This window comes from Ruegeria sp. HKCCD4884, assembly GCF_013110855.1.
Classification (GTDB): domain Bacteria; phylum Pseudomonadota; class Alphaproteobacteria; order Rhodobacterales; family Rhodobacteraceae; genus Ruegeria.
The window spans coordinates 35,712-61,436 of sequence record NZ_WVRJ01000012.1; the positions used below are offsets into that span (position 1 = coordinate 35,712).

A 25,725-nucleotide genomic window follows, 5' to 3' on the forward strand; every position below is an offset into this window, starting at 1 on the left:
AACCTAGGCGAAATCAGCATGTCGTTCTATTGACCGTGCCAGTCCGCACAGGTCAGCGTTTCAATCACTGCCCCGCGCGGCTTGAACAGACATCGCGTCAGCGTGCTCAGGTTTGCGAAGCAAATCAAGGCTTCGCTGTATCTCGGGTTGGCTCAGGTTGCGGCCAATCAACACGATACGGGTCCGCCGGTCATTGCCGGTCCAGTTCTTCAACGGAACTGGCGGATCAAAGATGTGCTGGACACCGTGAAACGCAAACGGTGTCTCGATCCCTTCGAGAAACAAGATGCCTTTCACGCGCAGGATGTCGTAACCCTTGTAAGCGATCAAAGTGTCAAACCACTTGTCAAAAACTGCGTCATCCAACGCCTCATCCAGCACAATCGAAACGGATGAGATATCAGTGTCATGGCGACTAAACTCGGATGTCGTCACAGGTTTTGAAACGGACGTTGCCATCAAACCTGAAAGGTTGCCCAGTGGATCGTTGGCAACCTTGGGTGTCGTCCAGGAAATAGCCTCGTGTTGATGCGCGTCCTCGCGCATGCTCGTCAGGTTCCAAAGCTTTTTCAATGCGAATTCATGATCTAACCGGCGAAGAATGTCGGCCGTCGGATTCAGATCGCGCAGTCTGTCAGTCACGGCTTTCGCTGAAGCTTTGGAAACAAGGTCTGTTTTGCTCAGCACGATCAGATCGGCCATCGCGACCTGCGATACGGCCTCGAATTGGGCATCCAGTGTCGCGGGTCCGTTCACCGCATCCACCACCGTAACGACACCATCCATGCGCGTATTGCGCGCAAGAAATGAATCCACCAGCAGCGTCTGAAGGATCGGTCCCGGATCTGCCAGGCCTGTGGTTTCAATCACCACCCTGTCAAAGCTGAGCATACCTTCATCCCGCTGCGCGAGCAGTTTGACAAAACTGTCCGACAGATCACCACGGATGGAACAACACAAACAACCCGACGACATCAGCATGACATCGCCGTCCACCGTTTCGATCAGGTCATGGTCCAGCCCTGCTTCACCAAACTCATTCACAATGACCGCAATACGTCCCGAAGATGAATCCGAAAGCACCTGGTTCAGCAACGTTGTTTTCCCGGCGCCAAGAAAACCAGTCAGCAACGTCACGGGAACGCGTAGGTCATCAGTTTGCTCTGGCTGAGATTGGGAGGCATGGGTCGTAAACATCGCAAGCTCTGTTTTGTAATAACATTACATCACTAAAGCGATTCAATTGTGCTGTCCAGTCAGGCACAGACCAAGTTGCTCAAGCGGCCAGGGAAAGGAACGGACATGCCAAAGACCAACGCCTTTGGTCCTCTTCACTGATCGGTCACCGGACGATCAAGCGCGCCGAAGGTGCTATGGAAATAAAACAGTGAACCGGTACTCTCGTTTTGCCGGATATTCACCACGCGTCCAATCATGAGCCTTTGATTGCCACAGGGGTGCACATCTTCGACAGCGCATTCCATGCACACCGAGAAATCCGGCAGGATCGGAAGCCCTTGCGTGCCAGCCTGCCATTCTAGATCCCTGAACTTGTCGTCGCTGCGACCAGCGAAATGCGCGGCAATCTCTTTTTGTTCGTCGCGCAGAATATGAACCGCATAAAACCGTGCGCGCGCAAAGCTATCGAAGCTGCGCGATTTGGGGCCGATCGTCCAAAGCACCATAGGCGGCGACAATGCAGCCGACGTAAAGCTGTTTGACGTCAGCCCAATTGGCCGCCCCTCAATATCCAAAGCGGTGACAATCGCGACACCTGTGGGAAAGTGACCGCAAGCTTGGCGGAACGCCGTTTCGTCCACGGATTCGTGTTCCGAAGCGGTTATTTTTGGGGTGCTCATAACTGTGCAACCTTGCGTGAGACAGAGCCACGCGCGCAACATTGCGTGGCGCGTGACCCTTGATTGCCTGGCAATAAAGACAAGAAAACCTGAACCCTAACCTGCAGTGCCGGTTTCTTTTTCATACCGTTCCGTGGCTTCAGCAACTGCCTTCAGTTGCTTCTCTGCCAGCCCATCACGGCGCGCTTGCGCGCGGTCTGCGGCTGCCTGCAAACCGCCACCGGAAGACTGGAAATGCGGCATGACTTCGCGCGCAAAAAGCTCAAAGCTTTTTGAGGTCGCAGCCTTGTTCGCCCAGTTATGCGCAAGCGTCAGGTAAGCACCGAACCCGCCATTGCTTTGTTCGACAAGTTCGTTGATCTGCTTGACCATCATCTCCGGCGTGCCGATCACTCCGAGACCGGCATTCACGAAATCTATCATCTCATCAAGATTGCCACCTTCGACGGCCATCTGCGGGAAGGCTGCCACGTTCTGGAAATACCTGAACCATTGGGTCATGCCGTATTTCACATCTTCACGGGCCTGTTCTTCGGTTTCCGCAAGGTGCATCAACCCGACCAACCGCCATTTCGCACGATCCGCGACCTGACCATATTCTGCCGCTGCCTGTTCCTGAATGGTCCAGTGATGTGCAAGAACATCCATGCCCACGGCAACGGTTGCGCCCAATGACAGCAGCCCAGCCCCGTAGCGCCCGGCCAGTTTTGCTCCGGAAGGCGAGGCCACGGCAGCTACAGCCAGATCGAACAACGGATCGGAATACGGACGCAGATGCAGCCGCGCATCTTTCAACGTCAGTCGGTCAGACTGGTAGTTGACCGGCTCGTCCGTCGTCAGCAGCTTATAGGCAATATCAATGTATTCCTCAAAGATCGGGCGCATCTGCTGAGGTTCGAGGCCAAGCATGGATGCATCCGTAGGCAAGGCACCTGGCCCCATGCCGAACATCACGCGCCCACGCGTGAGATGATCCAGCAGAACCATGCGTTCTACTGTCCACAGTGGGTTGTGATAGGGCATCGACACGACGCCTGTCCCCAGTTTGATGCGCTGGGTGCGCTCGGCGGCGGCCATGATGAAAATCTCAGGGGATGCGATGATCTCGCTACCAGCGGAATGATGTTCCCCGATCCACGCCTCATCATAGCCCAGCGTGTCCAGATGCTGGAGCAGTTCAAGATCGTCTTCCAGTGAAATCGTTGGGTTATGCCCCGGCGCGTGAAACGGAGCCATGAAAATCCCGAAGTTCATCCGCATAGGTATCCTCCCGTTAAGTCCATGCGGCGCTGCTTGCGCGCAGCGCACCTTACTGCCGCTGACGTGGGACCACCCGAAACGTCAAGGCTCAAGTTCCGCTAAGTCAATCAAGCTGGCCCGATAAACTCTTGGAGGATTCTGTGAATTTCTTGCACAATCTTGCACAGGCTCGCGTTATCCCTGCCCTGCGAGTGGATCGGGAAAAACGGTTCACGTTCTGCGCAAAGATCCTGGTGTCACGCCCTTTATTTTCTTGAACACACGGTTCATGTGCGGTTGGTCATAAAACCCGCAATCCAAAGCGATGTTCTTTATGGGTTTGCGCGTGTTGCGTAATTGGGAAACCGCACGTTCCACCCGCTGCGTCAGGACATAATCGTGAAAGGAATGCCCGAAGGTCGATTTGAACTTGCGCATGAAGTTCCAGTCCCCAAGACCCATTTCGGCCGCAGCTTGTTCGTAAGACAATTTCTCGCGCAACTGGTCCTGAACAAAAGCGACAACGCGTTTTGTTTCAGCCCGCGAGAGTTTGCCAAAACGTGCGGCAGATCCAAATCGGGTGTCAGCATATTTCCGCAGCAGTCTGACCGACATCTCCCGTGCAGCCGCTTCGACGATCAAAGAGCCCCCAACACTGTTTTCTCCGACCTCGGTTTTGATAACCGAAACGCATCTGGAAATACCGGGGTCGCGTGCCTTCAAAGTATCCCGTAAGCGAATGTCGCGCACATCCTGTTCGTAGACTTCGTTGGCGACGCTCTCGACCAGTTCCGCGCTAAGATAGACATGAGATACTTCAACCGTTTCGGACCACGCCCATTCCGATCTGTCTGACTTATTCAAAAGTGTAAGATCACCCACTCCAAGGCTGTAGTCGCTCCAAGTGTTGCCCACTTTTCGCTGCACAGGTGTGCGGCCTTTGTCGTAGGCAATCACCAGAAAATCTTCCATTGGCGGCAGCTCGATTTCCATCCCAAGATGCCTGTAGCTTCGGTAATTGATGCCAGACCATCCGCGCCCGTCGCCACTGCCCAACAAATTTCCCGGTGCGTAGTCCGGGAGCTGTTTATAGGAAATTTCGCTCATTCTCCCTCCCCCTGAAGCTGAGCGCTCAAGGGCTCAACAGGCAATCGGTCGACAAACGTGTCAGGTCAGGCAACTGGTGGATACCTGACAAAGTAAACTATGGCCCCTCGCGACCTGTCAAGTTCAGGCGCTACAAGCCGGGTCACCGTGAACCCGTCTTGTTGACGTACACTTTATCCACTTGGATCAGTCTTTCCCGTTCAGTGAAGGCTTTTGGTCAAGACCCGCTCACATCAGTCCGGCAGGCTTCACTCGGTTGATTCCACGCGCACAACTCTGACAGCGGGATCCACCCGGCTATACGCCGCAAGCAAACGCTGGCTCCACTTTTGCGAGATGTAGTCGGCCATGAAACGCGACGGCGCATTAAGGGTCACAGACCCCCCTGCCCTTTCACCTTCGGACAGGTGCTGAAACCAACTGGCCCAAAGTTCAGGATCGCGACCGTGAAGAATCGACTGAACCTGTGACCATACATCACCCTCGCCAACTTCGCTGGTTGCAGGCTTGATTGCGAAAGGCACGATGTTTGTTTCCGCTTCAGGCTCATCTGTCATTCGCGCGTGGAAATCAGAACCTATGACCGGCCAGACCTCTTGCGTGTCGATCATGATCTGCTTGAGGTCAATTTCGTAAACGGCAACTCTGCCACGCGCCGCGGGTCTTTTGACCGTTACCCAGCCTAATGCGCGAAATTTGGACATTTCGCGCTTTACCGTCCTTTCGTTCACTGTCCAAAGGCGCGCAATTTCTTCACGCCCGATCGACAATTCATTGCTTCGCCAGTTATATCGGGTCGTAATCAAAGCAATGATGCGCAGGATACTGCGCTGTCGATGTTTGTCTCCGGACAACGCATGAACGGTCAGCGCAGAGAGTATATCATATTTCAAGGCCGCTGCATTACGCCCGACCGGTTTAGCCAGCTGCATACCCGTTCTCACCGCTTCATCTGCCTCAGACGGGTTTTCCCCGCCGTGTTCGCGCCGTTTGCCAACGCTTTTCGTCATCTTGGCCTAATTAGCGTCCAAAGCTTCGATTCTGTCAAGAAGAGTCTGAATTCAGGCGAAATTTGCGCCCATTCCAATTCAAATTAAAAAAAGAATCTGGTGAAGTATTGGTGAGGGGGGACATCTTGGTTGTCCCCTTATTTGCCCGTTGTGTCCCCCTATATATGGGTTTAGGGCCTCAGGCGTCCCCCTAAATACCGGGGTGTGAGGGTCTGTGTTCCATGTGGCGGCACGGTAGGGCTGCCGAATCGATTCCAACCCCTAAAGGCTTTGTTTTCTTACCCGTGGGTAAGATTGCAGTCTCATCATATTTTCTTTTGCGTAAAGTGCAAATCGGTCGTAAATAGAAAACGAACAGAAATTTACGTTCCAAACAAAGAGACCCGAGGCATGTACACGCACGAAGACCTGAACGCATTGCGTAACCAATCCCTTAAGCTGCAGGGTTGGATCCGCCAGCAGACCTTTAGCCCCGAGATGGAGAAAACCCTCCGCCGGTTTTCCAGCTGGGAGGTGTCCGAGTTGATCTTCCGGGTCAATCAATCGACCTTCCGAGGCAAGCTGGCGGCGGATCCTTCGCTGCCTGGTGGCGAGGTCGAGCCCGACGGTCGTCAGCGCTGGTTCAGCCTGGAAGAGGTGAACGAGTTGCGCCGCCGCCTCAAAGTGAACCGCAAGTCCCTCATGCCCCCGCGCCCGGAAGGCAAGCGCGCTATTCGTGCAGCCGTCGCCAACTTCAAGGGCGGTGCCGGCAAATCGACCGTGGCGCTGCATCTTGCGCATGCGTCAGCGCTGGACGGGTATCGTGTTCTGGTGGTGGACTTTGACCCGCAAGCGACCTTGAGCCATTCGATGGGCCTGACGGATGTTGCAGAAGACTATACTGTCTGGGGGATCATGGCGCGTGACCTTATCCGCGAGACGGAGCGCATGAACAACCGCCCTGTCGCCGCGCAATCGGGAACCGCCCTGCCCCGCCGCGAATTGCCGCCAGCAATTACAGATATGGGGCTTGGCGATCTGAGGATCTCTGACTTCATTCGCAAGACGTCATGGTCCACCATCGACGCGATCCCGTCCTGCGCTAACGCAGCTTTCGTCGAGTTTGCCTCGGCCCAGTACCGGCACCTAAACCCGGAATGGTCATTCTTTGCAGCCGTGTCTCGATACTTGGATCAGATACCCGACGACGCGTATGACCTGATCATTTTCGATTGCCCGCCGGCCATCGGGTATCAGTCGATGAACGCGGTTTTCGCGGCAGACATGCTGTATATCCCTTCAGGCCCCGGATATTGGGAATACGATTCCACCACGTCCTTTATCGGTCAGCTTGCTGAAGCTTTGGAGGATCTGGCCTACGGTTTCGACAAAACCTTACCCACGGGTAAGATCGGCCTGCCGAAAACGTTTTGCGAGTTGCGGTTCCTGCTGACGCGATACGAGCCGGGTAACGCCCTTCACCTGGCGATGTTTGAGGCTTTCAAGAAAGTCTTCGGTGAGCATGTCGCCGAACATCCGGTCGAGATGACGCGCGCAGTTGAACAGTCCGGCCGCTTTCTCAGTTCAGTATATGAGATGGATTACCGAGAGATGACGCGGGAAACCTGGCGCCGCGCTCGGTCGACTTTTGACAATGTGTATGAGGAATTCCGGGGCGTCATGCTGTCGGCCTGGGACAAGCTGGAGGATGAGGCATGAGCCGCAAGCGCAGAATGTTCGATATCGATATACCGGCCATGGATGACATTCCTGTTGGCAAGGTGCCGGACAAAGTACTGGAAAAGCGACGCGGCCCTATGGCCGCAGCGATTTCGGAAAATGCTGACGCGTTGCGGGATCAGCAATCAACAGAAGAAACTATTCGTGCCGAAAATGATGCGCTGGCGCATGAACTGGTTCGTTTGCGGAACGAAGGGCTTGTCACAGAGCATGTGGCACTGGCAGACGTTCTGACCGAAAAACTGACACGAGATCGCAAGCCGGGCCCTGACCCTGAATTGGACGAGCTCAAGGCATCCATTCGCGATATCGGATTGTCCAATCCGATTCGGCTTGAACGTCGTGCGGATGGTCGGTTCGAACTGATTCAAGGGATGCGTCGACTATCCGCATATCGAGCTCTGTTTGAGGAAACCGGCGAAGAGATATATGCGAAGATCCCTGCCGGTATTTCTGAGGCAAGTGAACTCGACAATAGTTATCGGCGGATGGTGGATGAAAACCTGATCCGTAAGGATATCTCATTCGCTGAAATGGGTGCGTTGGCGCGTGCTTATGCTGAAGACCCCGCAAATGATTGTCCCGATGTGGACAAGGCCGTGTCGAAACTTTTCAAGTCAGCAAGCTATACCAAGCGCAGCTACATAAGATCTTTTGCCAGTTTGCTGATGATGATGGACAAGGCGCTCATGCATCCGAATGACATTCCGCGCAATGTTGGAGTAGAGCTAAAGCGAAAGCTCGACGCAACGCCAGGTTTGGTACGACGTGTGACCGACACGTTGTTGAGTGAGCCGGATCGTGATGGTGCTCGGGAAGTTGCGATACTGCGGTCGTTCTTGGAAGAGCAAGAGCCCAGTGTAAGCAAGAAGCCGGCAAATGAAGGCAGCAGCAAGCCACGGCGGGCAAAGACGACGTTCCAGGTTTCGGGACGGGCAGGGGTCGCAAAATGCTCCGCCTCGAGCGGGCGCATAGAGTTAAAGTACGATTTGGATTTTACGCGGGTGGATCGAAGCAAACTGGAAGAAGCGATTTCGGCTTTCATTGAAGCGCTCCCCGAAGAAGACGATCTTACCCACGGGTAAGATTTCAAGCCACCTTGTTCTCAAAGACGCGGACACCTGTCCGCGTCTTTTTCAGTTGCACAGGTCGCCGTGTTGGTTCCTGTGCCCCGGAAACAGCCAGTCGCAATGGCGCGCAACGGTACAAAATGACACCGCTTCAAAATTCGCAGAGGCTGGCATAAGCCTTGTGCAAAATTGCGAATGAGGCAGTGGCAACTGGCTTGAACGTTCGTTGTGGTCTGAAGGCTCAAACATGCCCTCTGCAAAGGGACCAGGACCATGGCACGCGTCACGGAAGAATGGCGCAGTAGATTTGCGGCGCATCATTCGTAGCAAAAGGAAGCAAGCGCTGGAGCGTCACGGTCAACGTCGGGTGGTGAGGGCAGGGGGTAGACACAGGAGAATTCTGTGTAGTCTGACTGTTCGTCGCGAGCGAAACGATGCGTTCGAGATGGTGCTTATAGCTCCGCAAGAACAGTGCGTCGCGCTAGGCTGATCGGGAATTGCTGGCATTGTTTGAACCTCGTGATTTAAGGGAGGGTGACCGGTAGGGCACTGGAAACTGCCGTTCGCGATGTTTAACTCTACGGTGCTGCTATGGGTGAAGCGGATAGGGCGACTAACAAGGGCTTTATGTAATAAGCAAAACGCTCATAAAAAGACCATTAAATTCCTTGCGGTCCTCTACTTTTGATTGTGCCTGGATGTGTTGCAACCTTTAGGAGCGGCCAGAGTCAGCGCCTTACTGGACGCACTTATCCTGCGTTCTCGGAAAACAGCCGAAAACTGGAATTCGTAATGGTGGGGAATTGCCGCGTTCGACCGTGATCTACTCCAGATCCCGATACAAAAACCGCACTCTAACTCCACTGATGCTTTGCCATCTAAAAAGTTTGCGACTGAACCGCTTCGCAGACTGCCTGAACGGACTTAAAACCTGTCCAATCTGGTCGCCGATTTGTCGTTCAACGAGAAATTGCGAATGCAAAACGAGTTTTGTTAGTCTCTGGTCCTATGAACATCAACCAACTCAGAACCCTTGTCGTCGTCATAGATCAAAAGTCCTTCGCGGCTGCAGGCGAGGTGATTGGCTTGTCTCCCTCGGCTGTCAGTCTGCAAATCAAAGCGATGGAAGATGAGTTAGGGGTTTTGCTTTTTGACCGGATCAAGCGCCCCCCGGTTCCGACGGCGCGGGGGCGAGCCTTGGCGGAACACGCAAAAAAAACGCTGGAGTTGTTTGATACCTCTGCCTCGATTGCTCGTGGAGAGCTCGTTAGGTCGAAACTGGCCATCGGTGCTGTTCCAACGGCTTTGGCCAGTTTCCTGCCAGCTGGGTTGAAGCTGTTGCAATCGACCTATCCCAGACTTCAGATCGAAGTAAAAAACGGTAGTTCATCTGCGCTGGCAGACAGTTTAGCGGACGGGAAAGTAGACGTCGTAATTTGCACCAAACCGGTGAACCCCATCCCAAGTTTGGATTGGCACAGTATTGCCAGCGAGCCATTTGTTGTCGTTGCGCCTGCACATGCCAAGGGGGAAACATGGCAGGACCTGTTACAAGATCATCCTTTCATCTGGTTTAATCGCAAGACATGGGCCGGTCACAGCATCGAAGAAGAATTACGGGCGCAAGGTATTGAGGTGAAACGCGCGATGGAGGTCGACTCTCTGGATGCGATCTCCAACCTGGTTGGCGAGGGGTTGGGCGTGTCCATCGTACCCGTTTGCAAAGGAAGACGCCCGTTTTCGAACCGCTTGCGAACGCTGCCCTTTGGGGACCCTGTGTTCCACCGTGAGATCGGGGCCCTTACAAACTCGGATGGTCGGTCAGATTTTGTGATCGATACCTTCATCGAGGCGCTGCAATCAGCATGAGAAATTCTCATGTAAAAAACAAGAAATAGTAATTAACATAAAAATTACTGTTTCTGTTATGATATACGCAGTATTTAAGGCGTATGCATCATGATCCACGACGCTATTCACCCACGCGGCCCATGTTTCGAATTGTCCGATCGGCAGCGGGACCTGCAGGCCAAGGCACGCCAAATTGCCTGCACGGTGGCAGGCCCGCTTGCCACTGAAACCGACAGGACCGAGCAGTATCCCACACAGGTCGTTCAGGCGCTGACAGAGGCCGGGTTCATGGGGATGGGCGTCCCCAAGGCTCTGGGCGGGCCGGGTCGCAGCTGTTTTGATGTCGCGCTGGTGGTTGAGGAATTGTCTGCGGCATGTGGCGTGTCCGGGCGGATCGCCGTGGAAGGCAATATGGGCGCGGTTGGGGCGATTATAGCCTATGGTACTCAACAGCAGAAACAGAGCGCCGCATCTCATGTGCTGCGTGGTGACAAGCCGGCCATTTGTATCACAGAGCCAGAGGCGGGCAGCGCGGCGACCGATATGACAAGCACCGCTGTTCGGGATGGTGATGCTTGGGTCCTCAATGGCAAGAAACACTGGATCACGGGCGGCGGCATCTCTCAACTGCATCTGATTTTCGCGCGCGTGATCGATGATGGCGTCTTCAAAGGAATTGGCGGCTTTATGGCCTATCTTGGGGAAGACGGGCTGAAAATTGGTGCGCGCGAACCAACACTCGGATTACGCGGTATTCCGGAAACCGAGGTCATTCTGGATAACCTCCGCCTGCCAATGGATCGCCTGATCACCCCGCCCGAGGGGCTGGAACACGGTTTTGCCGGGCTGATGAACGCCTACAACGCGCAACGCGTCGGGGCTGCGACAGTGGCGCTTGGCATTGCACGTGGGGCATATGAGGTTGCTGTTGATTTCGTCAAAAAGCGGCAACAGTTCGGGCGCCCGATTGCTGAGTTTCAGGGATTGCAGTGGATGATCGCCGACATGTCGATGCAGATTGACGCTGCACGGATGATGATCTGGCGCGCCGCTGCCAGCGCTGAAACGCAGACCTCTGGTTTTCCTGATCCAATGCTGGCGGCGCAAGCTAAGGTGTTTGCCTCGGAAATGGCTGTGAAGGTCACCAATGACGCCCTTCAATTGCATGGTGCGCGGGGCTATTCGCGCAACGCGCCCGTCGAGCGGATGTTGCGTGATGCACGCATGTTCACCATTGGCGGAGGCACCGCCCAGATGCTGCGCAATCTGGTGGCGGGCAAAGCGCTGAACATGAAGACGCCGCAGACACGGGGCGGCTATCTTTCGAAGTCAGGCGAGGAATGATCTTTCAGGACCAAGTTCATGAATCTCAGATACGAGATCTCAAGTCAGGTGCTGCAAAAAAGGTTGCATTTGAACGTCAGACATTCACCCTGATTACAGCCGTAGTTGGAGGGAATGCTTATGATGGACGCATCTGAAGAGATTGCCGTGCAAAAGTCCTACTTCGATTGCCGGGGAATTCCCGTTTCATACCCGGACACGAAAGCCATCGAAGGGCTGGAACGCGCAATCGAGATGTCTCTGTCGTTTCGTGGCGATGCGATTGCCGAGATCGATACCGTTCTGGCCGAGCATCCTGATTTTATCATGGGCTGGCTGTTCAAGGCGGGCTGGCTGACGCAATCAATGGAAACGCGAATCTACGGTCTGATGGTCGAAGCGCTGGATCAGGCCGAAAAACGCCTGAGCACTGCCAATGACCGTGAGATCGGTCACTACGAAGCCGTCAAAGCTTGGGTCAACGGCGATTTCTACGGGGCCGTCCAGAAATGGGAGGCCGTGCTGTTCAAATACCCAATGGACCTGCTGGCGATGGAACTGGTCCATTACACCGATGTTCTGCTGGGCGACATTGCCGGACAGCGCGATGTCGTGGCGCGCGCCTCAACGCTTTGGGATGAAAGTGTTCCTGGTTACGAATTTGTACTGGGCTTCTATGCCTTCGGGCTTGAGGAGAACCGCGACTTCTCGCACGCTGAAGAACTGGCGCGTCAGGCTTTGGCTATTCGCCCGGATCATCCTTATGCGGTGCATGCTGTGGCACATGTGATGGAAATGCGCGGCCGTCAGTTGGGCGGCGTGCGCTTCATGAATGACCGGGCCAGCCAATGGGGTACGTCCAATTTCGCCAATCACCTTTGGTGGCACACCGCGCTCTATCATCTCGACATCGAACAATATGATCGGGTTTACGAAATCTTCGACACCCATCTGGATTCCCGTCAGAAGGATGGAAACAAATACGAGGAACTCGACGCAGCGGCCTTGTTGTGGCGGATCAATCTCGTCGGGCAGGGTTCAGGGGACCGGTGGAAACATCTGGCCGACAAATGGGAGCCCGCCGCCCAGGATACGCTTTATGCATTCAACGATGTCCACGCTATGATGACCTTCGTGTCGGATAACCGAGCCGAGGCACAGGACAAGCTTCTGTCGGCCAATGAGCGGTATCTTGAAAAAGCCTCGGACGCCAATGTCGCCATGAGCCGAGAGATTGGGATGCCATTCTGTCTTGCCATGCGGGATTTCAAGAACGAGGATTACGGTGCCTGTGTCGACCGGTTGTTGCCCGTGCGATATATGACCCATCGCTTGGGTGGCTCTTTCGCCCAGCGTGACATTATTGGGTGGACACTGCTGGAAGCAGCCCTTCGCGCAGGCCGGTTTGACCTCGCTCTGGCGCTGGCCAATGAACGAACTGCGTTGAAACCAACCTCTGCACAGAATTGGCGAGCCGTTGCGCGCGCCTTCAAAGGGTTGGGGGATGCGTCCAACGCTGACCGGGCCACGGCCAAGGCACAGTCTTTGATTCACGTATAGCCCAAGATCGGACCGGCGAAGAACGACGTTGCCTTCCAAGCGCGACACGTTAGAGCCACAGGCCCTTGTATCGGTCTGTTTTGCTAAATTCTGTAGTCGGTTTCTCAATCGCTTGAATGGCGACGGATCCACTACAAGACAGATTAGCTTTTCTACAAATCGTGCGGCTGAGCGTGCCTTGATCAGATATGGCGGCGGCGTTCTTTCCGGTCGCGAAGTTCATCGACAACGCCATCGCCACACGAGCAGCTGTGATTATCGTTCGGGGTTGGCGCAAACTCGATTACCCTCAGTTGATCCGTCCTTCTTATCACGTGCAGCCAGGGGCAAGCCCTAAGTTTGGTTAGCTTGAGTTAAGTTAAACTATCGTACCCTGCTGTTCAGATGTGTCCTTCAACATATCAACCAACGGCAACAAGTGTTCCTCATACTTGCGCCATTTTTCTTTGGACGATGCATAAAGCGGCTGGCGCACCTGCTGAACACTGGCCGTACGCACCCGCCTCTTGGACTTGTGGAAGTCAAGGCACGCATCATCCCAAGGAAGACCGCAATACTCAATCAATCGGCGCGCTTCCGAGTTGATGTCGTCAACCAAGGATTCATACCGTAACTCATGGAACGAGCCGGCAGGTAGGGTTTCGCGCCAATGTGTCATGATGCGGGCGTAATTCTGGTAGTATCGGCCAAGCTCAACCAGATCATAACTGTGATATTGGCTACGTTCGAACAGCCGGGTGTAGCAGGACAAGCACGTATCAAATGGGTTACGCACGACGTGAATGATCTTGGCATTGGGCATGATACCGTGAATCAGACCGACAAGCTGAAAATTGGATGGCATCTTGTCGACAATGCGGGACGCATCCGGGGCATGTTGTCTGAGAGCCTCGATATAAGAATCCGCTCTTTTGGTTAGCTTATTGCCAGGCATGGATTTAACGGCTTGCGGCACGTTGGCGCTGCTGTCAGCCAGCCGACCGAAAATGTTCTGCAGATCGTTCAGTTCTCCGGCGCCAAACACGTGGGGATGCGCGTTCAGAATGGATTCCGTCAGGGTTGTCCCTGACCTTGGCATACCAAGTACAAAGATGGGCCGGTCGCTGGGCACCGCGTACTCTCGCAACCGGTCGATCATGCTAGCGTCGAATGTGTTGATCAGATCATCGGTCAGGCGATCGTTTTCTGACGGATCGTAGTCGATGGTCGAGCGTTTGATTCCTGCGCCGGTCCTGAACTGTTGAAATGCCTCGTCGTGACGTTTTAGCTTTTCGTAGCATTCGCCCAGGGCATAATGAAAAGCCGCCGCCTTCTGAGGCAGCATTGCCGATGCTTCCGGCAGAGCGTTTTCCAGTGCTTGAAAAACAGAATTATCTGGAGTGATTTTCTCCAGCTTTGACAAAGCAATCATCGCATTCAGTTTATCATTGGCCGTCGTGGCCGCTTGTTTAAAATGCTCGCGGGCGGTGTCAAAATTGCCGCGTTCAATCTCGAGATGCCCCAATGCCAACCTGCTGGACGACATGTCGGGTTTCAGTTCCAATGCCTGTCGGTAAGACCTGATGGCCGCTTCAATATCCCCTAAATTCGCTTTGGCCATGCCAATCTGATGGCACGCCGACGCGTTTTCGTGATCAAGACGCAGCGCTTGTTCAGCCTCGATCAGCGCCAGTTTCGGGTGGTTCTTTTCATACAGAACCTGCGACAACCCCACATAGCTATCTGCCTTTTTGCCGTTCAGAGAAATCGAGTTCCGGAACGCGTTTTCCGCTTTGTCCAGATTGTTCTCAAGCAGGAACACCCGGCCAAAGTTTCGGTGCATTTCCGCGTCACGTGGAAAACGCTCAAGCTGAACTTCAGCAACGGCGCGAGCTTCAGAAACATCCTCTTCTTCAATCAGTACCGAGATCAGATTGTTAGCGGTTTCAGCGGAATCAGGGTTGATCTCTAGCGCTTTGCGATAAAACTCCTCGGCCAGCGTCCGGTCGCCATTGTCGCGTGCGATACTGCCCAAATTGTTGATTGCCCGGTCGAACTCTGGGTCAAGCGCCAGGGCGCGCTCTTGCGAGGTCTGCGCCTCAGCGAGATCACCTCGATCATAAAAGACGAGTCCAAGGTTCGAATGCGCTGCGGCGTTGCCCGGAGCCAAGCGGACGGCGCGGGTCCCGACCTCTAAGGCTTGATCCAGACACCCGTCACTACGGAGGATTTCGGTGAAATTTGTCAGAAAGGTCACGTTCTCAGGCTGCAAACGAACGGCTTCAGTCATTGCCTTCACTGCGGGCTCAGTTTGACCCGTTTGGAAGGCAATTAAGCCCAACATCTGATGCGCCTGTGCAAATTGGGGGGCTGCGCGAACAATATCCGAAAACAACTGAAAGGCCGGTTTGATTTGACTGCCTTGATAAAGCGCCATACCTTTCTTAAAGGCTTCCTGGACTGAGATCTGCTTGCCTTGGGTCACGCTGAGAACTCCATATTGTGACGCTTTAACCGTGCCGGGTTACTTCCCCACCACTGGCGGGAGCCGACTTTTGTTAGAGCAAACCCGAAACCTCGTCCATCCATCGGCAGTTCGCCCGAGGCAACAGCATTTTGTGTGTCTTTCTCGCCACGCCACCAGACTCACGACAAATTTGTTAAAATGCCATACTTACGCCTCACTCAATTTTTACCCACTCACCCTGAACAAAAAGAAGTTCCGAGGGGAGTAATAAGTGAAAAGTGGGAAATTGGGGCGGCACGTGAAAAACCACGTGGCCCGTGGCGGTCGAGTAGTGAAATGGAAAGGGACAGTGGCGAGTATGGCGCCTTCGGTGTTCCTCGCATCGGTTTCGGTGGTTGCGCTGTCCGTGGGGATGACAGCAGCAGATACGATTTCATCGATACAGAACACCAATCAAACGGTCACCACCGACGAAAATCACACCGTTACATCTACAGGCGCCGTCGACCTGACAACAAGCGGTGGCCCGGCCGTGACGATCGACACAAACTTCAGCAGTATTGCAACGAACAACGGCAGGATCTCCGGCCCATCTGTAAGCGCGGCGGTTGGGACCGGCCTGCTGTTGAACGGCGATCTGGCGACCACCGGTCAAATTGTGAACAACGGCACAATTGACATCGACGTAAACAGCACAAGTTTCGCGGCCGCAAGTGGCGTAACGCTGGCCGGACAAACCGATGGCGCGTTTGTCAACACTGGCACCATCAATGCAGATGCTAACGCAGCCTCTAGCAGCGCATCAGCCGTTGGGGTGATGTTTGCCGGTGATGTTGGATCGACGGCACTAATCCGAAACACTGGCACCATATCTGCGACCGCTTCGGGGTCGTCTACTTTTGCAGCTGCAATGGGTTTGGTGTTCGACTTCGACGTCGATACCAACCTCAACAACAGCGGCACGATTCAGGCCACAGCAAGGAACGCATCAACCCTTTCAGCAACCGGTATTCAAATTGATCTGGAGTTGAACGGTAACCTGAACAACTCGGGCACGATCACTGCGACGGCGAACGAAAACGGCAGTTTTGCGCGCGCCGCCGGTGTCCGTATTGGCGATGATGTCACTGGCAATATCAACAACAATGGCACCGTCACCGCACAGGCTGCTGGCAGTTCGTCTTCGGTTGAAGCGTTTGGATACGATCTCGACGGTGGCCTGACTGGTAATTTCAATAACTCCGGCAGTATCGTCGCTGTCGCGACCGAGGCGTTTTCCGCTCCGTTTCCACCTTTGCCCCCATTTTTGCGCGATCCTGACGTCGCTGCTGTTTTGATCCAAGATACGGTTCAGGGGAATATCAGCACTTACGGTACGGTGACTGTCAGAGCCACCAATACCAGCACAGGAAGTGCGACGGCTTCGGGCTTCCACCTCAAGGACGACCTGATCGGAGTTTTCTCAAACTCTGGTTCGATTTCAGTATCCGCAACCTCGCCTGACGACGGCGCCGAAGCTTACGGTGTCTATATTAGTAATGACTTGGACGGCGGATTCTCGAATTCCGGTTCAATCACCGTGACAGCGGATTCAGGCGACAACGACGCAGAGGCCTATGGCCTTTATGTTTCCCAGGACGTCAACGGCGATATCTTCAACAGCGGTAGCGTGCAGACACGCGCTGTAAACGGTACAACAGCGACCGCCGCAGGCTTCTACATCAACGGCGATTTGACGGGTAACTTTGACAACTCGGGTTCGATAAACAGTGTCGCCACCAACATTACAGATGACGAAGCCGAAGCTTACGGCCTGTATGTGGATGGCGACGTGACCGGCAACATCGTCAATTCCGGGACGATTTACGCGCAGGGGGATGGATCCTCTTCTGCGACGGTGGCTGGTTTCTACTTCGACTCAAACTTTGACGGAAACTTCACCAACTCCGGTTCCATTACCGCAATTGCGACGGATCAGACCGAAGAGGCTGAGGCTTATGGGCTCTATGTTGACGGCGACGCGACCGGCGACATTGTCAACTCCGGTACGGTTATTGCACGAGGTGACGGAGAAACTTCGGCTACTGTTGGCGGTTTCTACCTTGACGGGGCTTTGGACGGAAACTTCACCAATTCAGGTTCGATCACCGCGATTGCCACCGATCAGACCGAAGAGGCTGAGGCTTACGGGCTTTATGTCAACGACGACGTGACCGGCAACATCGTCAATTCAGGAACGATTTTCTCGCGCGCCGATGGGTATTCCGAAGCTACTCTGGGCGGTATCTATCTGGACGGCGATTTCACCGGTAACTTCACCAACTCAGGTTCAGTAACGGTTGTCGGAACGGATCAGACGGAGTCTGTCGAAGCGTTCGGTTTCTACGTCAATGACGACATGACCGGGAATATTGCCAACTCCGGTTCCATATCGGTTAACGCTAATGGCGAAACCGATGCTACCGCGGCCGGTATCTACATCGATGGCGCGCTGGCTGGTGACTTCTCGAACTCGGGTGTGATTACAGCAGTCAGCACCGATGTCACCGACGATGCAGACGCCTATGGTTTTTACGTCAATGATGGCATGACCGGTGACATTACCAACTCCGGAACGATCTCGGTTCGCTCCGATGAAGCCTCCGAGGCATATAATGGAGGCATCTTCATCCGAGACGGTTACGACGGCGCATTGTCCAACTCGGGCGTAATCGATGCGGTGAGTGTCTCGATCAGCGAAGACGCAACAGCCCGTGGGGTTTACATCCGTGGGGATACCACAGGCAGTGTGTCCAACAGCGGCAGCATCTCTGTCAGCGCCAATGGTGTCGAGAGAGCGCGCGCGCAGGCCATCCTGTTGTATGACGATGTGACAGCTTCAGTGACCAACACCGGTAACATCAGCGCCACGGTAGAGCTTACAAATCCGACCAGCAGCGCAGCTGCCATCGCTGCGGGCATCTATATCGAGAGTATGCAAGGCGGCCTTTCCAACAGCGGTACGATTACCGCAACGGCGTTGGGCGACGGGGCGGATGCCTTTGGTCTTTACCTCGAAGACATGCAGGGAACCTTTGCCAGCAGCGGTGAGATCTCTGCAACGGCCTCTGGTGCAGATGGGGATGCGCTTGGGATCTACATCGAGAACTTCGATGGGGTGATTACAGACATCGGAACGGTTTCGGCTTTGTCTGAAAATGGCGATGCATATGCGATCTATCTGGAGGGCGGTACCGGTACGCTGAACGTCGATACCGAGGATCGTGTGACCGGTACCATCCGGGTTGCGGCTCATGACGTTAACCTCGACGCGCGCGGCGGCAGCAATGTGTTCTTCTTCGAAGACGCTGCCACGGACAGCGGAACCTTTACGACGACCGTGTCTGATGACAGGTCGGCCTGGTACATTGAAGGCGAAGGCGGATCAAACCCGGTCTATGCAAGCGTCGACTCCGCGGATGTTTTCACATCGGGTGATGTCATCGCATCATACGGTGGGGTGGTTGGCAATGCCGGGCAAGCGTTGGGTTACAGTGCTCCGGCTCAGGTATCGCGAGGCCTGCCCTTCGCAGGCGGATCTCTAAATGCGTTCCGCCCTTATGTGATGGTCGACGCACAAGCGAAACGGTTCGAGCAATCTGACACTACGGACACGGATGTAGACATCCTGAACGGCAGTTTCGGTTTCGCAGGGCAGTTGGAAAATGGGACAGCTCTGGCCTTTGGCATTGGCGTGTTCACAGCCGATGGGGACAGCGACACAACTTCGTTCGACACAGATGCCGTTTACCTAAGCTTTGCCGCTGGCCGCCAGTTCGGTGCCTACACGGTAGAAGCAGATATTGGGGTTGGTTTCTTGTCGAATGACAAAACAAGGGAAATTAACGGCAGCCCTGACGCAAATGGAGACTACGACTCTACTCTCTATACGGTGAATCTTGGTATCGAGCGTTCATTCGAATTGCAAAACCAGTTCGATCTTCTGGGCTTTGGCAACGTTCGCTACACTCGGCAAGAAGACGATGGCTATACTGAAACCGGCTCACTCGCAAATGCAACGATTGGCGACGCGACAACTGAGGTGATCGAAGCCAAATTGGGCGTCGAGGCCAAAAAAGCCGTGACCAAAGGCGGAGCCATAATCGGTCAACTCAGCGGTGTGGTACGTCGCGATCTGGGTGATTCATCTGCTAATGTTACCGTGTTTTCAAGCAGCAACACGCTTGTATTCCCCAGTACCGACTTCACCGGAGGCAGTGTCCTGGTCGGCTATGAACATGACTTTCCATCCGGCCTTAAACTGGAAGTAAACGCGGAACAGGAGATTGGTGACGACGCTCAGGGACCGTTTGTAAAAGCCGGTATTAAGTGGTCGTTTTGACCCCTTGCAAACAATGGAAGGCAGCCATCCGGCTGCCTTCTCAAACCTGTGTCAATCTCCGGCAAGCCCCAAGTTCAAATAGGAACGTCAGAAAGTCGATCTAATTAGTGTCTCGATGACTTGGGAATAGGACGATGTTCAAAGAATTGGTCACCGTGACTTTGCCGATTAAGTCCCCATTGCGGACATTCCCAATGTGCATGGTGCCTCAGATCTTTCATAGTCAACTAAGCCCGACAACGTTGTCAATATCGCTCGTGTCCCAAGGGCTAGCCGAGGAAGAAGTCCCCAACTTCGCCACCTGCACATTGGTTCAATAGCCGATCCTGAATGCTCCCCGCGTCACAGCGATCTCGGTCCTAGCCGGGCTGAGAAACCGATGTGGTTTTCACACATTCTGTGCGAGGTGCCGATGACAGCTTTCCGCGGACCAGGGGGCCACCTCGAAACGGCCTGTGGCCACAATAACTTTTGAAGTAGTGTCTCGCAAGCGGTATGCGATAAGCTAAGCACCCTGGCCGCTATAGTACAGGGACTGGCAGCAAGGTGGTTTGCGACTGTAGAAATTCGCTTAACTAGTAGATGTCGGCATTGGGCTGGCGTGCTTCAACCTCGTTTTGTGGAGTTCCTAACGACGAGCCGTGCTTCGAGTCTTTCGGGTTTAGGAACTTGTTGGGTTGTAATCCAACGGGCCAGCGCGTCTGCGGCGCGTTCTCCCATTTGAGAAACGGGCAAATGGACGCTTGTAAGTGGCGGAACTGACACAGCCGAGGTTGGAAGATCATCAACGCCCACCATGGAAATTTGGTCCGGGACAGCAATCTTTTGGGCCTGAAGGCCCAGCAAAACTCCCAGTGCAACAACGTCAGATAGGCATAGAACTGCGTCCGGTTTTGTGTCCAGTTTGCCCAGCAGTTTTGCTATGTCCGCACCTCCCTGATGACTGATTTGTGTCTCGAAAGTCGTGAGCTCTCCGGTGAACGGAAAGGCCCTGAGACCGGCAAGACGTTCACGTGTACGGTCATTGTCATGAACAGGGCCATGTACGACTGCTATGTTCTGATGGCCGAGGTCGGCAAGGTGTTGTAAGGCAAGTTGTGCAGCAGACGCGTTGTCATATCCGATGGTCGGTAGCGGGTTTCCAGCGTCAAAGAAAGACGTGATGATCGTTGGCAGCATTGTACGCTCGATCAGATCGTGAAAGGCGGGGTTGTGCGTGGCCCCGGTGACGATCAGACCCTCTGCTCCGATATCCACTAAGCTTTTGGCTTTCTCGGCTTCGATATCAGGGCTCGAATCGGTGGTGGCTACAATCAGAGACAACTGATGGTCCGACAGCTTGCGTTCCAGCGCGGCAAGGAAGCGGGCAAAGATCGCGTTGTCCAGAGTGGGGACCAAAGCTCCGACAAACTTGGTGCGGCCCGAATTGATTGCACGGGCTGCGGCGCTGGGGACGAACTTCAATTCGGCTATGGCAGCCTGAACTTTCTCCAGCGTGTCTTTCTTTACCACTGTGGGATCGTTTAGTACGCGAGAGACCGTGGCAACGGAAACGCCCGCCGCCTTTGCCACATCTCTGAGATTTGCGCGCTTTTTAGGCAAAGAGGCTTTTCGCATCGTGGGTTTTGGTGTCCGTCTGAGAGGTTTCTAAGGAAAGAGTTGACATATGTAACCGGTTTCATCAAGCTCTGTAACTAGTTACATACTAGGAATCCATCGCCACCATGCTGGGATCATCTGTCTTACGAAAGTTTACGAATACTGGGTTTGACGGCCCTGGTCGCCGGTTTCCAGGCTTTCCGAAGACCTCTGGCACCTGCACGCATATCCTTGCCCCGCGCGAGGCCACGCAGCTGACCTTGAAGCAGGGAGATTTGCTTTCAATAGATGGGGTTGGACCTGCGCAACCGTTGGATGTGGTTGCGTTTACCGAGGATGGGCAACCGGCTCTGGCGGCGCTGGCTCTGACGGTCAGCGGGCAGATCGAGTGGGATGGTTTTGACGGCGCACGTCTTTCAGGTTGGGTCGCGGCGCAGGGCGGCGATATGCGGCTTCTCTGTCACAGGCTGGAGCAGGTGACTGAGGCCCTGATTCTACGCGCGGACCGGGCTCTGACCGTCTGGCTTGTTCGTGCCGCCCCTGTTGCAGGTTTGATTGAGGGCAGCGGGGCAGGATGCGTCACGGTTTTGCACAAGCCGGCAGTTACAAATGGGTCGCATCTGCCGCATTTGCTGGGGGATACGCGGGATGAATTCACTGTAACGCGCGGCAGCGCATTGGCCTACGAACTGAAGGCTGGAGAATTCGTTCAGATTATTGATGTCGAGGGTCAGCAATGTTCTGATTTCATGGCGCTGCGGGCCGATGGGCTGGATCGTGGCGAAGAATGGATGATCGACTCGACCGCCACCCGCTCGATGGTACGACGCGCCTATCCCGGCCCGGGTCTACTGGATAAATTCTATGATCGCGAAATGCGACCGCTGCTCAACGTGGTACAAGACACATGCGGGCGGCATGACACATTCGGATTGGCCTGCACCGCGCGTGGATATGAAGAGCGCGGGTTTCCGGGGCACGTGAATTGCTCGGACAATATGTCAAATGCCTTGGCTGCTTACAGTGTTGCGCGGCGGGCTGCCTGGCCTGCAATCAACTTCTTCTGGAACACGTGGATCGACCCGGCGAACCATCACATTCTGACCGAAGAATCCCATTCTCGTCCCGGCGATTATGTCGCCATGCGGGCGCTGGAGGATCTGGTCTGCGTCTCAACTGCTTGTCCGGACGATATTGACCCCATCAATGGCTGGAACCCGACCGATGTGCATGTGCGCATCTACCGTCCCGAAACACCCATCCGCCGAGCGGTTGCCTATCGCGAAAAGGAAGACGCGCCCATGTCGATCAGTCAGGAGTCCGCCTTTCACGACCGCCTATCGCCGCTGACCCAGCATTTTGCGCCTGCGCGCGATCTTTGGGCGCCTGTCAGCTACCCCACTTATGGCACGCTGGGTGAATATTGGGCCTGCCGTCAGGCGGTGACTGTTCAGGACATGAGTGGGTTGCGCAAATTCGACATTGTAGGCCCGGATGCTGAGGCGCTGATGCAGCTGGCGACAACGCGCAACGTGGCGAAGCTGCCGGTTTGGCGTGGGTCTTACACGTTGATGTGCGACGAAAGCGGTTTGGTCATTGATGATGGCACTTTGTTCCGCCTTGCGCCCGAGATTTTCCGCTGGTGCTGCGGGTCCGAGGAAAGCGGTCGGGCGTTGCAGGAACTGGCTGATGCGCGCGGTTTGCAGGTACGGGTTCATGCGCTGCGCGGTGCGATGCCGAACCTCGCCATTCAAGGACCGAAATCGCGCGACTTGATGCGCAAGATTGCCTTCACCCAACCGCATGTGCCCGGCTTAGATCATCTGAAATGGTTCGGCGTCACCGTCGCGCGGCTGAACGACCGCGAGGGCGCGCCGTTCATGCTGTCGCGATCGGGATATACCGGCGAATTGGGATATGAGGTTTTCTGCTCCAAATCCGATGCCGTCGCGATCTGGGATGCAGTGATGGAGGCCGGCGAGGAATTCGGGGCCACCCCAATGGGTTCGGCCGCGCTGGACATTATCCGGATTGAGGCAGGGCTGGCTGCGGCCAATGCCGAGTTTGCACCAGGTGTCGATGCGTTTGAGGCTGGTCTGGGCTTTGCCGTTGATTTGACCAAAACCGAGTTCACGGGCAAAGCCGCGCTGGAACGCAATGCGCGAGATCCGCGCCGCGTGCTGAAGGGGCTGTTGATCGGTTGCGATGATGTGCCTGCACACGGTGCCCCCATCTATGCGGACGAGCGGCAGGTGGGTGTGGTCACATCGGCCACACGCTCACCGATGCTGGAACACGCGATCGCAATGGCGCGACTTTCTGTCGAACACGCGGAGAACGGCGCCGAGTTGGAGATCGGCCAGCTCGACGGGCGGATGAAGCGCCTGCGCGCCACCGTCTCGGACACTCCATTCATAGACCCGCAACGCAAGCGGGCGCGCGCCTGACGGCGCAGATAACTCAATACAACGGGAGATAAGATATGAAGAAACTGACGCTTACAGCAACCTTGGCTCTGGCTTTGGGCGCGACGACGGCAATGGCACAGGACAAGGTCATGGTGGGTGAACCCAGCTGGCCCGGCGCCAAAATCATGAGCCGGGTGATCGGGCAGGTCATCGAAACCCGCCTGGGCGGCGAGGTCGGCTATGCCCCCGGCGCCAACGCGGTGATCTTTGCCGCCATGGATGGCGGGCGCGGCGACATTGACGTGCATCCTGATGTCTGGCTGCCGAACCAATCCTCCTTCACCGATGAATATGTCGACCAGAAAGGCTCCGTGGGTCTGTCCTCGGGCAGCTATGAAGGCCGCGCCGGGATTTGCGTGCCGAACTACATGGTCGAGGATCACAACATCCGCTCAATCTACGATCTGGCGACACCGGAGGCGCAAGAGCTGTTCGACTCGGATGGTGACGGCATGGGTGAGGTCTGGGTCGGTGCTTCGGGCTGGGCCTCGACCAACACATTCAAAGTGCGGGTGCGGGATTATGGGATCGAGACCTTCTTGACGCCGACCACCGAGGATGAAACCGTGTTCTATTCGCGTCTGAAAGATCAGATCGACCAGAAGAAAGGCGCGGCGTTTTACTGTTATGCGCCGCATTACGTCCACGCTTTGTATGACGTGACCATTCTGGAAGAGCCCGAGCATGACGCGGCCACCTACAAGATGGTGCAGCCGGATCAGGATGCGGATTGGTACAACAAATCGCACGTCAGCACAGGTGAGCCGGTCAAAACAGTGACCGTGGCGCATTCCAAATCACTCGACCAGCGCAACCCGGCGGCGGCCTCTTTCCTTGCCAATATCGACATGGATGCCGGTGAGTTGAGCGGTCTGACCTATGAAGTCGTGGTCAAAGGCCGCGACACGGATGAGGTCGTGGCGGAATGGATCGCTGCCAATGGCGATACCGTCGACAGTTGGCTAGGTCTGACCACCAACTAAAACCTGCGCGCCCCCAAGTGTCGGGGGCGCAACACAGCACAAATCCGATGGGGTCAAAATGACAGCGCAAATCGCAATCGACGCAAAGGGCGTGTGGAAAGTGTTCGGCGCGCGCTCGCAGGAAGCTTTGAACGCCATTCACAGCGAGGGGCTGAGCAAGGCCGAGGTGCTGGAGCGCTTCAACTGTGTTGTTGGCGTGGCTGATGCCAGTTTCGAGATCGAACGGGGTGAGCTTTTCTGTGTCATGGGCCTGTCGGGTTCGGGCAAATCGACCCTTGTGCGTCACGTGAACCGTCTGCTGGAACCCACCGACGGCCGTATCTATCTGGATGGCGACGATGTGATGGGTCTGAATGATGAAGGCCTGCGTGATCTGCGCAACCGTCGCGTTGCCATGGTGTTTCAGAATTTCGGCCTGATGCCTCACCGCACGGTCCGCGACAACGTGGCGATGCCGCTGGAAATACGCGGCACCGGCAAGGCCCGTCGCTGGGAAGAGGCCGACCGGGTGCTGGAACTGGTTGAATTGAATGGCTGGGAAGATAAATACGCCCATGAGCTTTCGGGCGGAATGCAGCAGCGCGTGGGTCTGGCCCGGGCCATCGCAGCCGACCCCGAGATTTTGTTGATGGATGAGCCGTTCTCGGCCCTCGACCCGCTGATCCGCAAACAGTTGCAGGATCAGTTCATGGAACTGAGCCACAAGCTGAACAAGACCACGATGTTCATCACCCACGATCTGGATGAGGCGATCCGCATCGGCCATCGCATCGCGATCATGAAGGACGGGCGCATCGTTCAGATCGGCACGCCGGAAGAGATCATCCTCAACCCCGCCGATGACTATGTGGCCGACTTCGTGGCGGGGATTTCCAAACTCAACATGATCTTCGCCCATGCGGTTATGAAACCAGTCGACGAGTTCGAAGCACGCCACGGCGAAGTGCCGGACGATGCAAAAGAGGCGCATCCGGAAATGGATTTGGCCGATCTGATGAACCTCTGTGTGGACGGCCATGGGATCGTGGCAGTGACGCAGGATGGCAAGACCGTGGGCGTGATCAACCGGGCGGGTCTGATCCGTGCGATTCAGGACAGTCAGGCATAAGG

The 25,725-nt window shown here is 55.2% G+C and carries 16 protein-coding genes; 9 read left to right on the forward strand and 7 right to left on the reverse strand.

From position 1 onward, the window contains the following. Positions 1 to 60: 60 nt before the first annotated feature. From GS636_RS16870 to GS636_RS16890, 5 genes are all read right to left on the reverse strand, one after another. Positions 61 to 1,197 carry a GTP-binding protein gene (locus tag GS636_RS16870; RefSeq protein ID WP_171670908.1) on the reverse strand — a complete coding sequence of 379 codons (1,137 nt, stop codon included), beginning with the start codon at positions 1,195 to 1,197 and terminating at the stop codon, positions 61 to 63. Between the two features lie 134 nt (positions 1,198 to 1,331). Beyond that, complete coding sequence (locus GS636_RS16875; protein WP_171187195.1) at positions 1,332 to 1,859, reverse strand: flavin reductase family protein; 528 nt, start codon at positions 1,857 to 1,859, stop codon at positions 1,332 to 1,334. A 96-nt stretch (positions 1,860 to 1,955) separates the two neighbouring features. After that, complete coding sequence (locus tag GS636_RS16880; RefSeq protein WP_171670910.1) at positions 1,956 to 3,119, reverse strand: LLM class flavin-dependent oxidoreductase; 1,164 nt, start codon at positions 3,117 to 3,119, stop codon at positions 1,956 to 1,958. Positions 3,120 to 3,329: 210 nt separating this feature from the next. After that, positions 3,330 to 4,205 carry a helix-turn-helix domain-containing protein gene (locus tag GS636_RS16885; RefSeq protein ID WP_171670912.1) on the reverse strand — a complete coding sequence of 292 codons (876 nt, stop codon included), beginning with the start codon at positions 4,203 to 4,205 and terminating at the stop codon, positions 3,330 to 3,332. 248 nt (positions 4,206 to 4,453) lie between these two features. Continuing rightward, a complete protein-coding gene (locus GS636_RS16890; RefSeq protein ID WP_253762851.1) occupies positions 4,454 to 5,215 on the reverse strand; it encodes a DnaA N-terminal domain-containing protein in 762 nt (253 codons plus the stop codon). A 390-nt stretch (positions 5,216 to 5,605) separates the two neighbouring features. On the opposite strand from GS636_RS16890, the gene GS636_RS16895 reads away from it, so the two are divergent. The 5 genes from GS636_RS16895 to GS636_RS16915 all read left to right on the forward strand — a co-directional run bounded on the left by GS636_RS16895 (position 5,606) and on the right by GS636_RS16915 (position 12,738). Then, the gene (locus tag GS636_RS16895) at positions 5,606 to 6,913 is read left to right on the forward strand and encodes an AAA family ATPase (protein ID WP_171095421.1); all 1,308 of its coding nucleotides are present in this window, start codon (positions 5,606 to 5,608) and stop codon (positions 6,911 to 6,913) included. Continuing rightward, positions 6,910 to 8,019, forward strand: a complete 1,110-nt coding sequence (locus GS636_RS16900) for a ParB N-terminal domain-containing protein (RefSeq protein ID WP_171670915.1) — start codon at positions 6,910 to 6,912, stop codon at positions 8,017 to 8,019. Before GS636_RS16895 ends, GS636_RS16900 begins: the two co-directional genes overlap by 4 nt. Before the next feature lie 993 nt (positions 8,020 to 9,012). After that, complete coding sequence (locus tag GS636_RS16905) at positions 9,013 to 9,873, forward strand: LysR family transcriptional regulator (protein WP_171187206.1); 861 nt, start codon at positions 9,013 to 9,015, stop codon at positions 9,871 to 9,873. Between the two features lie 90 nt (positions 9,874 to 9,963). After that, the gene (acdA, locus tag GS636_RS16910) at positions 9,964 to 11,199 is read left to right on the forward strand and encodes a 3-sulfinopropanoyl-CoA desulfinase (protein ID WP_171187208.1); all 1,236 of its coding nucleotides are present in this window, start codon (positions 9,964 to 9,966) and stop codon (positions 11,197 to 11,199) included. Positions 11,200 to 11,319: 120 nt separating this feature from the next. Continuing rightward, complete coding sequence (locus GS636_RS16915) at positions 11,320 to 12,738, forward strand: tetratricopeptide repeat protein (protein ID WP_216602939.1); 1,419 nt, start codon at positions 11,320 to 11,322, stop codon at positions 12,736 to 12,738. Between the two features lie 358 nt (positions 12,739 to 13,096). On the opposite strand, the gene GS636_RS16920 is transcribed toward GS636_RS16915, so the two are convergent. After that, positions 13,097 to 15,154 carry a tetratricopeptide repeat-containing sulfotransferase family protein gene (locus GS636_RS16920; RefSeq protein ID WP_256369074.1) on the reverse strand — a complete coding sequence of 686 codons (2,058 nt, stop codon included), beginning with the start codon at positions 15,152 to 15,154 and terminating at the stop codon, positions 13,097 to 13,099. Between the two features lie 301 nt (positions 15,155 to 15,455). On the opposite strand from GS636_RS16920, the gene GS636_RS22920 reads away from it, so the two are divergent. Further along, positions 15,456 to 19,565 (forward strand): autotransporter domain-containing protein, encoded by a 4,110-nt coding sequence (locus GS636_RS22920; protein ID WP_171670919.1) that lies wholly within the window; start codon positions 15,456 to 15,458, stop codon positions 19,563 to 19,565. A 606-nt stretch (positions 19,566 to 20,171) separates the two neighbouring features. On the opposite strand, the gene GS636_RS16930 is transcribed toward GS636_RS22920, so the two are convergent. Further along, positions 20,172 to 21,182 carry a LacI family DNA-binding transcriptional regulator gene (locus GS636_RS16930; RefSeq protein WP_171670922.1) on the reverse strand — a complete coding sequence of 337 codons (1,011 nt, stop codon included), beginning with the start codon at positions 21,180 to 21,182 and terminating at the stop codon, positions 20,172 to 20,174. A 107-nt stretch (positions 21,183 to 21,289) separates the two neighbouring features. Between GS636_RS16930 and GS636_RS16935 the strand changes: the two genes are divergently transcribed. Genes GS636_RS16935 through GS636_RS16945 form a run of 3 tightly spaced genes read left to right on the forward strand, consistent with a single transcriptional unit; the run spans position 21,290 to position 25,723 of the window. Further along, on the forward strand, positions 21,290 to 23,611 hold the full coding sequence (locus tag GS636_RS16935) for a DUF1989 domain-containing protein (RefSeq protein WP_171670924.1): 2,322 nt from the start codon (positions 21,290 to 21,292) through the stop codon (positions 23,609 to 23,611). Between the two features lie 35 nt (positions 23,612 to 23,646). Further along, on the forward strand, positions 23,647 to 24,615 hold the full coding sequence (locus GS636_RS16940; RefSeq protein WP_171670926.1) for a glycine betaine ABC transporter substrate-binding protein: 969 nt from the start codon (positions 23,647 to 23,649) through the stop codon (positions 24,613 to 24,615). Positions 24,616 to 24,673: 58 nt separating this feature from the next. Continuing rightward, on the forward strand, positions 24,674 to 25,723 hold the full coding sequence (locus tag GS636_RS16945) for a glycine betaine/L-proline ABC transporter ATP-binding protein (RefSeq protein WP_171647965.1): 1,050 nt from the start codon (positions 24,674 to 24,676) through the stop codon (positions 25,721 to 25,723). Positions 25,724 to 25,725: the final 2 nt, after the last annotated feature.